Here is a 14539-nt window from a genome sequence, read left to right as displayed (position 1 = left end):
GGGGAGAACATGGTTCAATCACTTCAGCTCGGAACGACGGGCAATGCTGATGATCAACAGAGTATGCGACGCCTCAATCGCCTGCCGATCATCGTCGCGATCGTCATCATCGTTCTGTTCTTCGGCGTCGTCATCGTCGGCCTGTCGTGGCGTGGTCTCTCCTCCAACCGTGGGAACGAGCTCGACAGCACCTCGACGTCGCCGGCGACAACGTTTGGCGATCAGCTGAAACGAGGCGTGTCGGACGGGATCATAGGCGAACCGGAGCAACGCGAAGTGTTTCAGCCGACCCCCGTCGTTGTAGAGCGCGAGCCGGTGAGAGAGGCCGTCGTGGAGCGGCAGAATGAGGTCCGGACGGAACGGCGCTCACAACTCGAACCGGAAGCCGAGTGGAAGGCCCGGCTAAAGCGGGAACAGGACGAACAATTTCTCCGCGAAGCGCAGCGTCAGCGGATGGCAAGCCTCCAGGCACGGGCGACAGCACTCGATTCTCCACTGAAAGTGGATGTGTCTGAGGTGCAGAAGAGCGCCTCCGAAACCAGAGCCGACGCGCGTCAACCGCTCAATGCCACGACGAACAGTGCATCCGATCTCTACAGCGCCGCGATGAAGTCCGGTTTGCTCGGACAGAACGTCGATCAAAATGGCCAGACATCGAAGGAGGATTTTTTCAACCAGGACATCAAGGATCTTGGCTATCTGCCGAACCAGGTCGTTCCGCAGCTGTCGCCTTATGAGTTGAAGCGGGGATCGGTGATCCCGGCGACGATGATCACCGGCTTGAACTCTGATCTTCCAGGGAGGATTTCGGCACAGGTTAGCCAGAATGTCTATGACAGCGCTACCGGCCACCGGCTGCTCATCCCGCAGGGAGCGAAGCTGTTCGGTCGCTACGATTCCAAGGTGTCGTTCGGGCAGGAGCGCGTGCTGGTCGTTTGGACCGACATAATCTTTCCCAACGGCTCGACGCTTCAGATCGGCGGCATGTCCGGCACGGATGCCGAGGGGTATGGCGGCTTCAAGGATAAGGTTGATCGCCATCTCTGGCGCACGTTCGGCTCTGCCGCGCTCGTTGCCATCATCGGCACGGGGATCGATATGTCGATGCCGGAGAGTTCGACGTTGGCCACGCAGGATACGGCGTCAGATGCAGCGCGGCGGAATTTTGCCGAATCGTTCGGCCGTGTGGCGGAACAGACGATCTCAAAAAATCTGAATGTGCAGCCAACCATCAAGATCCGGCCCGGCTACAAATTCAACGTGTTGGTCGATCAAGATATCATTTTCCCCAGTTCATATCGGCAGTAGAACAGACCTTGGCGCAAATTGGTCATCACCTATGTAATTGAATCGCGATGACATAATACAATCTTGCGTGGGCAATTTCTTTCTCTTAATACTCACCTTTAGGCGGGCACAATTGTGTGCTTCGCCTCCGTTTCGGAGCTACCGCGCCCTCGACAAAGGGTACTGCCACTTATGACTGCAACCTTGTTGCGTTCATACCCTCACTCAAAGGAGGCCATGAATTGAACCAATGGTTTGAGCGTTTGACCGAACAGGTCGCCCTGGCGCACGACGAAGCCACGGTGAAAGCGACCTTGGAAAAGTTAAGCCGTGAAGCGGGATTTGGCGCCTATGCCTATCTCAATCTTCAGGCGGAGACGCAGACGGCGATCTCAAACTATGAAGTCGAGTGGCAGCAGCGGTACTTCGAGAAATCCTACGCTCTGATCGATCCCGTCGTGCGGAGCGCACGCGATCAGCTTGAGGCATTCGCCTGGTCCAACGAAGCATCGCTCAGGATGAGCAAGGAGCGCAGGAACTTCTACGGAGAAGCCGGGGAGTTCGGGATCCGCTCCGGGATTACGATTCCGATCAAGACCGGCTTTGGTCGGATGGCAATGCTCACCCTGGCTTCTGAAGAAGCTGACTTTGCCCTGGGGCAAACGCTGAACCCGGTTCTTGCTGCTTCTGCGGTCGCGCAACTGCACTCGAGGCTTGAAGGTCTGGGAGCGAAGCCGACCCATCACACTCCCATTCGCATGAAGTCCGACGAACTGACCTGCCTGCGCTGGTCTGCAGAGGGCAAATCGATGAAGGCCATTGCTATCATCGAGAACACTACATACGCCAATGTCGCGTTCTTCCTCCGTAACGCGAAGTCGGCGTTGGGAGCGACGAGCTTGCCGCAGGCAACAGCTATGGCCAAGGAGTTTGGTCTGATCTAGCTCAGTGGCCCTTTGATTTCGGCATGTCCGGTATGTAGCCCAAGATATCGAGAAGCGTCGATACGACCGTCTGCTGCGCGTGGACGGCGATCATCGCCGTGATATAGGCCTGACTTGCCTCGCGAGCCGTCTCCGGGTCAGCTGCGGCATCGACCTCCGCTTCGAGCATCACGGCGCCATCGCGCAAACGACGATGTTTTTCGATCTCGCGCACGACGTGGCGTTCTATCTCTTCGGGCGGCTGGTCACTCATCAATCCGATAAGTGGGCGCAATATGAGTTTGGTATCAGACACAGGCCCGTCTGCACTTGCTTTGAACATTATCGGTCCAATTACCGCCTATATGCTGCCGGTGTAAACCTTCTTTGGAATGAGGTATCCGCGAAGGCAAATCGGTTTAAATCTCAATTACATACTATAGTTGATAAACTTAAAGTATGTAAACGTCGATCTTCCGCGCATGGATATGCGCAAGCTGGTCGGCCGGAATTTTGCCCGCCTCCGTCGGGAAAAAGGCCTGACACAGGAGGATGTGGAAGCGCGCTCCGGCTATAGCCAGCAATATCTCAGTGGCCTTGAACGAGGGAAGCGCAACCCCTCTGTCATCACTATATATGAGATTGCCCAGGCGCTTGGTGTGAGCCACGTCGAACTGGTCACGCCCGAAAAAGAGACTTGAAAGAAAACGCTTTTCCCCGCGAGTTGGATACCCTCAGTCTGCTTGTTTCACAGATCGTGGAAGGCCCACTTCACTTCCCACACCAAAGCTATTATATATTCTCCACAAGGAGAATGATTATGACTCAGTTGGTACGCGCCTACACGCCTGCGGAAGCAGCTGCCGTCAGCGAGATCGCCGTGAAATCGGTGCACAACGCAATCGACAAACGGATCATCGCCCGACGCCTTGCCGAAGATGAGGGGCGAGCACTATCTGACGATGACCTGCTGCGGCTTAAGCTTTGGTATGGGGTTGGCTCGATTCTGTCGGCCGAGCGTCGCCAGCGGCTCTTCGACACGATTGACCAGAATCCGGATGCCGACACTGTTCGAGCGGACGACTATCTGATCGTGGATGTTGCCCGCGCACGCCAACAGCTTGCGGCACGTGCGGAGGCACTTCGGGAAGCAGAAAGGGTTATCGAAAGCGTAAAGGGTGTTCTTGGCGGCGAACCGGTTTTCAGCAAGACCCGCGTTCCAGTCAGGACGATCGCCGTTATGAAGGCTCAGGGTGCGACCACCGAGGAAATTGTCGAGGGGTATCCTTCGCTCACCTCGCGTATGGTTGAACTCGCGGAAATCTGGACTGCCGCTCACCCGGCACGAGGCCGGCCTCGCAAGCTTTCGGACCTTGGCGCAACCGTGAAATCGGCAAAGCGTCTCTCACTTCCGAAAGCCGCCAGCAAAACTTCCGGCAGCTGATATCGTGAAGTTCCTGATTGATGAATGCCTGCACACCTCTCTCGTGGCCGTTGCTCAGGATAACGGCCACGATGGCTTCCATGTGAACTGGCTGGGATTGAGCGGCGAAAAGGATTGGGATCTGATGCCCCGCATTGTTGCGGAGGACTACACCTTTGTCACCAACAACGCGCGTGATTTCAGAAAACTCTACGGTAATGAAGAAATCCATGCCGGACTGATCATCATCGTGCCTCAAGTTGTTCCGGCTTTGCAGCGCGACCTGTTCACACTCATCCTGGAGGAGGTGGCCGGCGGCGAAGTACTCCTGAACGAGGTGATCGAGATCAGCATCGAGGGCGATGAGGCGGTTCTCACTCGCTATTCTCTCCCGGCAATCTGAGAACAGCGCTCATTCGAACGGCGGAGACCCCGTGCGGCCACTATTTCTGGCCCCCGATCCTCGTCAGATCGATCCGGATGCCGGCGTCGTCGGGTTTGACCGGCGTTTCCTCCGGCATTTCAGAGGGGGCATCATCCTCGGCTTTGTCAGCATTCTCAACCTCCACCTCCGAACGCTGCGCGACCGCGCCACCCGGATCCTCAGCTTGGAACACGCTCTCACCCTCGAACTTGCCCGTCCGCCAGGCATGGATCGCATCCTCGAACAGCTGCGGGAATACCTCCTCGCTCGTCGGATTTCCGTACCACTTCGCAACGATGCGGAGGATCTTGGCAAACATTGCCGTACCCGTCCGCAGATTGGCGCAGGGTTCGACAAGATCTACTTTCAGCTCCGACGCATCCTTCACTCCTATGCCCGCCGGGATCTGGGTGAGACCAACCCGCACGATAGAGCCGGCAATGTTCTCTCGGACGATCTCGATCGCTTCCTCGGGTGTTTTCGGTTTGGGAACGAGGATCAGACGGCCTCCGGACTTCACCGTGATGGCAAGCGGATCGTCCGAACCGACCGCCTGGACGAACTGCTCGACGATTGCAGGCTTCAACGAAGGATCGGCACATTCCTTGATCAACGCAGCATCCAGCATGCGAGCTCCATGTTTCAAATGTTGAATGAGATAACGAGAGGAAGATCAAACAGGCGGGCCCAGGCCTCGCTGCTCGCCCGTTGAATTTCGATGATCGACGTCCCCGCGGTCCACCAGCCGTTTCCGACAGCAATGATAACGTCGGGGCGGTGGAATGCCGATTGCAAAACCGGCCAGACGAGGAGTTGTTCGTAGCAGATCAGCGGCGCGACTTTTGCGGTGGCGACCTCTACGACGGGATTGGCGAAGAAATGTGCCCGCGCGCCAGAATCATCACCACCACCAATCCAGGCTCTCCACGGCTGCCACATCGATCCGGGCACCGGCATTCGCTCCCGGTAGAGAATCTCCGTCTTCTCAGCGGATATCGTCACGAGCACGTTGTCGTAGCCGCGACCATCGATGAGTGCGGCTCCAGCGATGACCGTGATATCGGTCCCGATGAGCCCTTTCTGCCAGAAGCGAGCAACCGTCGGCGTCCAGAAACCGAGAGCATTTTCCGGCAACACGATCGTCGTGCCGGGCGGTCGGGCGCGAACGACATCAATCAGGTCCTGTTGCCGCTGGAGGCCCGCTTCGCGGCCGAGTGACACTCCCATTTCAAGATCGACACCGGTCCATGACGTCGGTAGGATCGGTGTCGTCCACCCAGCGGCGGACCAGAGCCAGAGGCCTGTCATGGCCATGGCTGCAGCCGGCCGATATCCCGTCGTCATGACGCCGAGGCCGGCTGCCATCACTGCCAGACCCCACCATCCCCAGCCCGGAAATAGAACGCCCGCGGCGGTGATCGAATGCGCCCATCCCAAAATACCGAAAGGTGGGATCGCCATTACGACGCAAGCAGCCAGATAGCGAAGCGGCTTCTGCCATCCCTTGCGACCGTTCCAGAGCGCGGCATGAACGGCCACGAAAGCGGAGGAGGCGACCAGCCATAGCAAGAGACCGGGCCAGATATCCGATGAATAGAAGCTCGCCACACCCTGCGGCAATCCTCGCGATGCGGCGAGGAAGTAGGCCGCAGAGATCGCCGTTGCCTGCAGGCGCGTGCGTGCCAACGACCAAAGCATGGGAAAGGCCCCTGCGACGGGCAAGAGAAGCACATGACCACTCCAACCGATCCATCCGGCGCTCGTCGATAGCGCGACAAGGACACCCGTTCGGAAGAGCTCACGGCGCATATGTCCAGACCTCTCGCGCCAGTCCGAGAATCCCATCCATGGGCAGAGGACCGAAGTACCGGCTGTCGAACGAACCTGGGAACTCGGAATGGAGAAAGACCGCGCCAGGCGGAACGACACCACCATCGTAGTGCACCATCTCACGCCTCTGGCCGTCCGTCCGCGCAACGCGCGAGTGAGGGAGTAGCCGACCATCGATGCGGACATCGTCATGGATCTCGATCACCTGTCCGGACGTCGCCACAACCGTCTTGATCAGCGGCGCGACGCGGCCGGCGCAGAGGCCGGAGCGCAGATATCCACGCGCCCGCGCCTTGCGCATCGCGTCGGTGTTCGGTGGGCAAATGAAGACCAGATCGCCGACCAGGATCGGACGATCGGGCTCGACGATCCGCCACAGACCCAGCGGCTCGCTCGGCGTCAGATTGACCCTGAAGCCCTGACTTCCGAGCAGCACGATGAAGCCAAGTGTAAAAAGGCTGACGCTGCTTATCCGATAGAACCAGACGAGCCGTTTCATGCGCCGTAGCACTCTATGTCGATGACGCATTTTCATTTGAGAGTGAGCCCCTGAGACCGTGTCTGCCGCAGCGCTTGAGTCTGTTTGAGTGCCGTCACGCTGCGCTCGTGGGCAGACAGTTGCTGCACCGTCCGCATCGTGTTCCAGGCCTGTTGCACCTCACTTTTCTGAGCGGCGTTCATGCCCGACGTCACCCGTTGGAAAGCCTCGCCGGTGGTGTTCTTCGCTGCGAGGGGCAGGAACGTTCTTTCCCCGAAGCGTTCGGTGACTGCCTTGGCGAAACCTTCGAGTTCAGCCTTCACCATTTTATCGGCGAGCGCGGACTCGAGACCCGAGGGCAGGTCGTTCCGGTCGATGGCATCACGCACCCGTTCCAGCACGCTTTTCGCATTGGACGACAGAGCGGGGATCTCCAGCGCGACCTGCCTGCGTACTGCCAGCTCCTCGGCGTGGTTTCGCCGCTCTGCATCGCCGCGCTGGCGAAGATAGTCGCTGATACTGTCAGCGAGCGGCGTCACATTCCTGAGCGCCCGCTCGCGGTCCGATTTGTCGGCACGGCTCGCGAACACACCGGTCTTGCCTTTCAAGGAGCCGAAGGCCTCCGGCTCTGCAGTGATCCGTGAAAGCGTCTTCGCCGCGGTCGCCGGATCACTCAACATCGCATCGACATTCGCCGCCTTGAACGCCGCTTCGGGCTGCGCGTAAACGTGGTGGAAGCGCATCGAGACTTCCTCCCACTGCTTCTTCAATGCCGGATCGGATGCAAGCTTGTCCTCGACTGCCTGATCGATCGATTTCGGGAAGGTCGTGATACCGGCCACCATGGGTTTGGCCTCCTTTGCTGACGTTCGAATTGTGCTGGCTGTCGAGGTTGCGAAGCCGAGCCTGGTACCGAGGGCCGCGAGCCGGCCGGCGAGATCGACGAGCTTCTGTTTCTGCCGGACTGTCCATTCGAGACGATCACGTGCGACGGTCCTGACGACGTTGACGAGGTGGAGCCCCCGCGCTTCGGCAAAGCGGAGTGCCTCGCGGTATATGCTGCCGCCGGCATAATCGAGCGTCGTTTCCTTGGTCTTCCTGCGCGACAGGATCTCGACCAGACCGCCGGCCTTGGCGAAGGATCGGCGGCCATAGTAGACGCCGAGATCCTCGCGGTGACGCGTCATAGCGACATAGGTAAGATGACGATCGAGAGACAGGGACGCGAGCACCTTGACCCGGTCAACGGTCGCACCCTGGCTCTTGTGCACCGTGGTGGCATAACCATGATCGACATTGTTGTAGAAGCGCTGCTCGACGATAACCTGGCGCAGGTGCTCAGCCTCGCCGATGACAGCGACGATGCGACCGGGTGCTGCTTCCACCACCTTGCCCAGCATGCCGTTCTTGACGCCGATCGAGCCCTCGTTCTTCAGGAAGACAATCTGGTCACCGGCTGCAAAGTTGCGGTTGCCATCGGCGGTCTTGAACACGAAACCCTGCTCAATGATGCCGCGCTCGATGAGCTTGGCGCGCGCCAGTTCATTCAACATGCGGACGTCACGGCGCAGGTGCGCCAGGATCAACGTGGACTTGGCAGGATCGTACTCCCTGTTCCAGTCGGCGATAAGGTTGGTGACCGCATCGGCCTTCAGCTCTGAGCCAATCACCTTGCCATTGGATTGATAGGCTGCGACGGCTTTGCCGACATTGCCGCGCGCGAGATCAAGCGATGCGTCGCGCATCCATTGCTCATGCTGACGGTAAATCGTTTCGAGTTCCGCATAGCCGATGCGATCGGCAATGGCGCGGAAGGCAGCACCCGCTTCGATCGGCTGAAGCTGTTCCGGATCGCCGACAAGCACGAGCTTGGCGCCGGCTCTGGTGACGGTCTCGACGAACATCGCCATCTGCCGCGACGAAACCATGCCGGCCTCGTCAAGAACGAAAACGGTCTTCTCGTCGAGCGTCCCGCGACCTTGGCTCCAGCTGAGCTCCCAGGACGACAACGTGCGCGAGACAATACCCGCTTCCTTCTCCAGACCTTCTGCCGCCTTGCCGGCGAGGGCGCCACCGACGACACGGTAGCCGGCCGCCTCCCATGCCTCGCGCGCCGCCTTCATCATCGTGGTCTTGCCCGCGCCGGCGCGGCCAATCACGGCGGCGATCCGCTCACCACCGGCAACGTGTTCGATGGCGGCCTTCTGCTCGTCGGACAGCCGTTCGTGGCGCGCGAACGTCGCCTCGAGCACTGGTTTCCGGACGCTATGCGACGACCGCTGCGAGAGCCAGATTGCCCGGTTGGCCATCTCGGCTTCGAGGCGGATCAGTTCGCGTGTCGTGTATTTTGCCGGCGCACGGACCCCGGTCACGAAGTCCAGACGTTCGCGATCGAGCCGGAGGGTTTCCGGACTCTGCAGGATGCGCGCCATCAGGCTTTGGAAGAGACCGGCATCATCGATATAGCGATGCAGGATCTTGGCGACGTCGCGCGCATCGAAGACACTCCTCTCCCGCGTAATCAGGTCGAGCACGATTGCCGGATTCCGCTGGATCCTGCGGGCATTCTCTGCCCGCCGCGCCTCCTGCAGCTCCAACCGTTCGAGCGCAGCATTCTCCTCCGCACCCGCTGCTTTCCGCTCGATCGCCTTCGTCCCGACGCCGAGATGGATGGTCGGCGTCAGCTCGATGCCCTGCTTCTCGAAGGACCGGCCATCGATCCTGATATCGAGACCGGCAAGTGCCAGATGCCGGTTCTGGCAGGCAAACCAGCCATCGCGAAACACTTTGAAGTCATCGAGCCCACCGGCCCAAAGCGCGTAGACGATCTTGCCGCTGTCATTGCGCAGCGCTTTACCGTCTGGTCCTGTGACCGCCACCTTCTTCGACCCGAACCCGTCCTCGGTCAGCGGTCGCAGCGTCGTCATCAGGTGGATATGCGGATTGCCCGGCGCGTCGTGAAAGACCCAGTCAGCCACCATGCCCTGGGCCGTAATGTGTCGTGCTACGAAGTCCCTGACGAGTTCGATGTTCTGCTCGGCTGAAAGCTCTATCGGCAGTGCGATTGTTATGTCCTTGGCAAGCTGCGCGTCCGATCGCTTCTCGAAATCCTCGACCTTATTCCAGAAGGCTTCCGATGCTCCCGACACAGAGCGATCGGCAATCAATGATTGCAGCCATTCCGGTGCATCACCGGGAATGACAAACTCCTCATGCAGGAGCCCCTGCTTGCGCGTGTAATCGATCGTCCGGGCTTCCCGCTCGTAGTCCATTTTGGCGCAGTGCCGATAGGCCGCCGACAGCAGGGCGCTGCGGCCGGAGCCGCGCGCAACGATGCTGACTGAGAAATGCGGGACGGCCATGACTGAAGTCGCTCCTGCGATTGAACAAAATCAATGTGTTCGTGAGGAGCAGAAGGCCCCGCCAGGGCCGAGAAGCAGAGCGTCGCATCAGCGACGTATAATTGCGCCCTTCGGATCCGTCCTTGCGAACGGTCGGGATGATGCTCAAAAGCGTAGGCTCCGCCTACTCGCATTTCTGTTAGTAGATCGGCACGCCGATCTGAACGACTCTGGCTGCGTGAACCACAACATGCAGCAACAGGGACAATCCAGAGATGAAGAAACCATCCTCCAAGATCCGCGAAGAAATCGCCAAACTCCAGGAGCAGCTCAAGCACGCGGAAACGAGAGAGGCCGAGCGTATCGGTCGCATCGCACTGCGGGCAGGCCTTGGCGAAATCGAAATAGAGGAGACCGAGTTGCAAGTGGCGTTCGAGGAACTGGCGAAACGCTTTCGCGGAGGCAAGGCCGGCACGAGCGGACGGAAAGGGGCAGGGGAAAGCAGCCCGGGCAGCGGGCAGTCCGAGGCGCTCGCATCTGTCGCGACTTCGGGCGGCACTACTGAGGCTTGACAGGATGAGCAGGAACGCAACATCCGATGCCAGGAAGAAGGACACGCGTGACAAGATCGAGCTTGGCGGCCTGATCGTCAAAGCCGGCCTTCGCTTCGAGAAGCGAGCGCTTCTGCTCGGCGCTTTGATCGACCTGCGAAAGCGGCTGAAGTCCGACGATAGCGAGCGATCCCGACTGACAGCGATCGGGGCGGAGGCGTTCGGCAATGAAGGTGAATAGGATCATTCTCGTGATTCTGCCCGCGGTCATGATGGTAGCCACCGTGTTCGCGATGACAGGGATGGAGACGTGGCTTTCCGGATTTGGAAAGACCGAGGCGGCAAAGCTCACCTTGGGACGGGCAGGTGTCGCGGCGCCATTCGTGACGGCCGCAGCTCTGGGCTTAACGTTTCTGTTTGCAACGGCGGGGTCGGCAAGCATTCGCTCTGCAGGCGCTGGCGCTGCAATTGGAAACGCGGCCGTCATCCTGACAGCTTGCGTCCGCGAAGGCATCCGGCTTGCAGCGCTATCGTCCCAGGTGCCCTCGGGGAAATCCGCGCTATCCTATCTCGATCCTTCTACCATGATCGGCGCGGCCGCTGCGCTGATGTCCGGCTGCTTCGCACTGCGCGTGGCGATGATCGGCAACGCCGCCTTCGCCCGGGCAACGCCAAAACGCATCATCGGCAAGCGTGCCCTGTATGGCGAGGCCGACTGGATGAAACTTGCCGAAGCGCAGAAGCTCTTCTCGGACGCGGGCGGTATCGTGGTCGGCGAGCGGTATCGTGTCGATCGCGACACTGTCGCCGGCGTTTCGTTCCGTGCCGATAACAGCGAGACATGGGGCGCCGGCGGCAAGTCCCCGCTGCTCTGCTTCGACGGATCGTTCGGTTCGTCGCATGGCATCGTGTTCGCCGGATCGGGCGGTTACAAAACGACCTCGGTGACGATCCCGACAGCGTTGAAGTGGGGCGGATCGCTCATCGTGCTCGATCCCTCCAACGAGGTCGCGCCCATGGTATCGAAACATCGTGAAGAAGCGGGCCGGCGAGTCAGGATCCTCGATCCGCGTATGCCCGCGACCGGCTTCAACGCCCTCGACTGGGTCGGTCAGTATGGCGGTACCAAAGAGGAGGATATCGCCTCGGTCGCATCATGGATCATGAGCGATAGCGGTCGCGCGAACGGAGTGCGCGACGACTTCTTCCGTGCCTCGGGCCTGCAGCTCCTGACGGCGATTATAGCCGACGTTTGCCTGTCTGGACATACGCCGAAGGAACAGCAGACGCTGCGCCAGGTGCGCAGCAATCTATCGGAGCCCGAGCCGAAGCTCCGACAGCGCCTGCAGGATATCTACGACAACTCGGAATCGGACTTCGTGAAAGAGAACGTCGCCGCATTCGTCAACATGACGCCGGAAACATTCTCCGGCGTCTACGCCAACGCCATCAAGGAAACACACTGGCTTTCTTACCAGAACTATGCGGCGCTCGTCTCGGGCTCGACATTTCGAACCGAGGACATCGCATCGGGCACGACGGATGTGTTCATCAACATCGACTTGAAGACGCTGGAGACCCATAGCGGATTGGCGCGTGTCGTGATCGGCTCATTCCTGAACGCGATCTATAATCGAAATGGCGCCATGGAGGGACGAGCGCTGTTCCTGCTCGATGAAGTCGCCCGGCTCGGCTACATGCGCATTCTGGAGACCGCGCGTGACGCCGGGCGCAAGTATGGCATCACGCTGACGATGATCTACCAGTCGATCGGCCAGCTGCGCGAAACCTATGGCGGACGCGATGCTTCCAGCAAGTGGTTCGAGAGCGCAAGCTGGATCAGTTTCGCGGCCATCAACGATCCGGAAACGGCAGACTACATCTCACGTCGCTGTGGCATGACGACGGTCGAGATCGATCAGGTCAGCCGCAACTTTCAGTCACGCGGCTCGTCGCGGACACGGTCGAAACAGCTGGCAGCCCGGCCACTCATCCAGCCCCATGAGGTGCTACGCATGAGGGCGGATGAGCAGATCGTGTTCACCGCTGGCAATGCACCGCTACGCTGCGGCCGCGCAATCTGGTTCCGGCGCAACGATATGGAAAGTTGCGTAGGGCAAAACCGCTTCCATCGCTTTTCCACATCGTCAAATGCGTCACTCGAACCGCGCGAGGCAGACCCGCAATGAACTCAAAAACAGCGCGCATTCGGCGCTATGGCATCGTCGGGAGAACTGCGATGCTCTTGGCGATAGTTGCGACGGCTTTTGGCACTTGCGTTGCACCCGCGAATGCAGACGACCTGTCAGCTGACTTTACGATTTGCGGCGAAGGACGGCGGGTAAACTGTGTGGTCGACGGTGATACGTTCTGGTTTAAGCGCCAGAAAATTCGAATAGCGGATGTGGATGCGCCCGAACTCAGCCCGCCGCGATGCGAGTCCGAGCGACGGAGTGGCATGGCCGCGAAACAGATGTTGTTTGCCCTTTTGAATGCTGGACCGTTCACGCTGGCACCAGCCGATCGCGACGCTGATCGATATGGCCGCAAACTTCGCATTGTTCTCCGGAATGGGCAGTCCATCGGTGGGATGCTGATCGCTGCGAAGCTGGCAAGGCCGTGGACAGGTGCGCGGCGCGGTTGGTGTGGCTAGGTGACGGGATTGGCGTTCAATATCGCATCCGCCTTGATGGAAAACTCGCGAATGCGGGACAGAGAGGAGATACGCGGGTTACTCGTTACGATTGGGAACCGGGTGATCACGAACGGCTCTACCCTGTCCATGCCAAGGCGATTTTTGAGCAGTTCTTCTCGCAAGCGTTCTTTGATGATCGCCCGCTCATAGTAGCGTTCCAACGTCCGGTTTGTGCGGATGAAGCGTGCGGGGTCGAGATCGATCCACGACGGATCTACCAGATTGTTCTTGCACTGGATATTGAAAACGATGCCGTCGCGAGTTGCGACAACGTCAAACTCTTTTCGGTCGATCCGTTTGATCGGATGGACCACGAACCCCTGCTTCGCAAGCTCTTCCTTGATGCGCTCTTCGAAGATAAAGCCGGAACGGATCTGAAATCGGCGTTTGCTGTAGAGGCAGACATTTTTGAAATTGTAGAGGAACCGGCTTAGCGACGTGACGGAGCTGCGCAGTGCCCCCTCGAAGGGAACGAAAGCAGCATAGCAGTTGAGCGCAGAAACGAATGTTGGGCTCGATGCTGTCAGCAGACGTCTATGTGGATGCGAGACACGATGCTTGTCCGCGAGTGCATCCAGATCTTGCGGTGATATCGTTACCCAGAAATCGTCCTCAACTTGCCAGGAGAGGTCGCGAACCACGCTCGCCAGGCCGGCGAAAGCGGTATCCTCAAGTTTGAACTCAGCGAAGGCTGCCTCCATCAATGCGATGTCGTTGCGCAACTCAGCGGCACTGAAAACGCGATCCGACGGGACAGGCTCATATTCTACGGGCGCGGCGTCGGAGGCTAGGTCGATGATAGGCACTCGTTCGGCCTCAAGGGACATGTCGTCGAGGCTATGATAATGGTGGGAAGCGGTGAACCCGTGCGGCTCGACGTAGAGCTTGAAGTCATCATGAAGCTCGCTCATCGCCCGTTGCTGCAAGAGCCCGGTGATCGTCGTCCCGCTGATCTCGGCCTGTGGCAGCATCCAGGCTAGCGCATCGGGATGGGGCATGCGGACCGTCCCCCTGCATGCCTGGGGAATTATGTAGAGCAAGCTCATCAAGTGACGACGCCGGGACTGTAGGTAACCGACTGCGTGCGCTACCGACGACAGGCCAATCGCAGCGGGGATGTGTCCCGCCATCGCGAAGCTGTTCTGCATCCGCGAAAGCTGCAGTAGGAGCAACGTCTGCCGTTGCTCGAATGCGGCTCCATAATAATAGCCGAGGTAGTGAAGAACGAATTTTAGCCTACGTGGACCGAACTTGTGAGGTTCAAGATTTAGACCGAACAGCGCTGAAGCAAGTACCTCATCATCCATTTCTCCGGGCAGATTAATGAGCTCCTCAATCGCCCTGATTGTTTCGAACCAGGATCTGACGGTCGCGTGAGGCTCGAACCTCGCCAACGCTTCCAACACGCCGCCGGCATGCTGAGCAAGTTGGCTTTCAATCAGCTTTACGGCATTTTCGCCGGTCAGTGTCTTCGACTTCATTTATTGAACCTGTGCGAAACGATGCAATGCGACTCGCTCCAGGGTGAGAGCAGCAGACGCTTTGCAACTAGACAGATATGATGAGCATATTTCTAGCGGTTGATGC

The 14539-nt window shown here is 59.2% G+C and carries 15 protein-coding genes; 9 read left to right on the top strand and 6 right to left on the bottom strand.

The features are described from left to right. Positions 1–9 precede the first annotated feature (9 nt). Both trbI and CO667_RS28815 read left to right on the top strand, forming a co-directional pair. Entirely contained in the window at positions 10–1308 is a 1299-nt protein-coding gene (gene trbI / locus CO667_RS28820; RefSeq protein WP_097621655.1) for an IncP-type conjugal transfer protein TrbI, read from the top strand. A 221-nt stretch (positions 1309–1529) separates the two neighbouring features. Next, positions 1530–2231, top strand: coding sequence for an autoinducer binding domain-containing protein (locus CO667_RS28815; RefSeq protein ID WP_245433323.1), 702 nt, complete (start codon positions 1530–1532; stop codon positions 2229–2231). A gap of 1 nt (position 2232) precedes the next feature. Here CO667_RS28815 and CO667_RS28810 read toward each other — a convergent pair whose 3' ends face one another. Further along, the gene (locus tag CO667_RS28810) at positions 2233–2553 is read right to left on the bottom strand and encodes a transcriptional repressor TraM (protein ID WP_097621654.1); all 321 of its coding nucleotides are present in this window, start codon (positions 2551–2553) and stop codon (positions 2233–2235) included. Between the two features lie 139 nt (positions 2554–2692). Here CO667_RS28810 and CO667_RS28805 point away from each other — a divergent pair, with 139 nt between their 5' ends. The 3 genes from CO667_RS28805 (at position 2693) to CO667_RS28795 (ending at position 4036) form a co-directional block, all read left to right on the top strand. Then, positions 2693–2911 (top strand): helix-turn-helix transcriptional regulator, encoded by a 219-nt coding sequence (locus CO667_RS28805; RefSeq protein ID WP_097621700.1) that lies wholly within the window; start codon positions 2693–2695, stop codon positions 2909–2911. Between the two features lie 119 nt (positions 2912–3030). After that, the gene (locus tag CO667_RS28800) at positions 3031–3654 is read left to right on the top strand and encodes a DUF433 domain-containing protein (protein ID WP_097621653.1); all 624 of its coding nucleotides are present in this window, start codon (positions 3031–3033) and stop codon (positions 3652–3654) included. 4 nt (positions 3655–3658) lie between these two features. Next, positions 3659–4036 carry a DUF5615 family PIN-like protein gene (locus CO667_RS28795; RefSeq protein WP_097621652.1) on the top strand — a complete coding sequence of 126 codons (378 nt, stop codon included), beginning with the start codon at positions 3659–3661 and terminating at the stop codon, positions 4034–4036. A 40-nt stretch (positions 4037–4076) separates the two neighbouring features. On the opposite strand, the gene CO667_RS28790 is transcribed toward CO667_RS28795, so the two are convergent. From CO667_RS28790 to traA, 4 genes are read right to left on the bottom strand one after another with little or no spacing between them, the layout of a single operon-like run. After that, complete coding sequence (locus CO667_RS28790) at positions 4077–4685, bottom strand: TraH family protein (protein ID WP_097621651.1); 609 nt, start codon at positions 4683–4685, stop codon at positions 4077–4079. A 14-nt stretch (positions 4686–4699) separates the two neighbouring features. Beyond that, positions 4700–5866, bottom strand: coding sequence for a conjugal transfer protein TraB (locus CO667_RS28785; RefSeq protein WP_097621650.1), 1167 nt, complete (start codon positions 5864–5866; stop codon positions 4700–4702). After that, positions 5856–6386 carry a conjugative transfer signal peptidase TraF gene (gene traF / locus CO667_RS28780; RefSeq protein ID WP_245433322.1) on the bottom strand — a complete coding sequence of 177 codons (531 nt, stop codon included), beginning with the start codon at positions 6384–6386 and terminating at the stop codon, positions 5856–5858. The genes CO667_RS28785 and traF overlap by 11 nt, the downstream gene beginning before the upstream one ends. A gap of 32 nt (positions 6387–6418) precedes the next feature. Then, entirely contained in the window at positions 6419–9727 is a 3309-nt protein-coding gene (traA, locus tag CO667_RS28775; protein WP_097621648.1) for a Ti-type conjugative transfer relaxase TraA, read from the bottom strand. 254 nt (positions 9728–9981) lie between these two features. On the opposite strand from traA, the gene traC reads away from it, so the two are divergent. Genes traC through CO667_RS28755 form a run of 4 tightly spaced genes read left to right on the top strand, consistent with a single transcriptional unit; the run spans position 9982 to position 12910 of the window. Next, positions 9982–10278, top strand: coding sequence for a conjugal transfer protein TraC (traC, locus tag CO667_RS28770; protein ID WP_097621647.1), 297 nt, complete (start codon positions 9982–9984; stop codon positions 10276–10278). A 4-nt stretch (positions 10279–10282) separates the two neighbouring features. Continuing rightward, complete coding sequence (locus CO667_RS28765; RefSeq protein WP_097621646.1) at positions 10283–10498, top strand: type IV conjugative transfer system coupling protein TraD; 216 nt, start codon at positions 10283–10285, stop codon at positions 10496–10498. Then, the gene (traG, locus tag CO667_RS28760) at positions 10485–12446 is read left to right on the top strand and encodes a Ti-type conjugative transfer system protein TraG (protein WP_097621645.1); all 1962 of its coding nucleotides are present in this window, start codon (positions 10485–10487) and stop codon (positions 12444–12446) included. The genes CO667_RS28765 and traG overlap by 14 nt, the downstream gene beginning before the upstream one ends. A 50-nt stretch (positions 12447–12496) precedes the next feature. Continuing rightward, entirely contained in the window at positions 12497–12910 is a 414-nt protein-coding gene (locus tag CO667_RS28755) for a thermonuclease family protein (RefSeq protein ID WP_245433329.1), read from the top strand. Here the strand turns inward: CO667_RS28755 and CO667_RS28750 are convergent. Continuing rightward, entirely contained in the window at positions 12907–14433 is a 1527-nt protein-coding gene (locus tag CO667_RS28750; RefSeq protein WP_097621643.1) for a hypothetical protein, read from the bottom strand. The genes CO667_RS28755 and CO667_RS28750 overlap by 4 nt on opposite strands. Positions 14434–14539: the final 106 nt, after the last annotated feature.

This window comes from Rhizobium sp. L43 (assembly GCF_002531725.1).
Lineage (GTDB): Bacteria > Pseudomonadota > Alphaproteobacteria > Rhizobiales > Rhizobiaceae > Rhizobium.
Note: the sequence above shows the minus strand (reverse complement) of the source record. Positions and strands in the feature narration are given on the sequence as shown.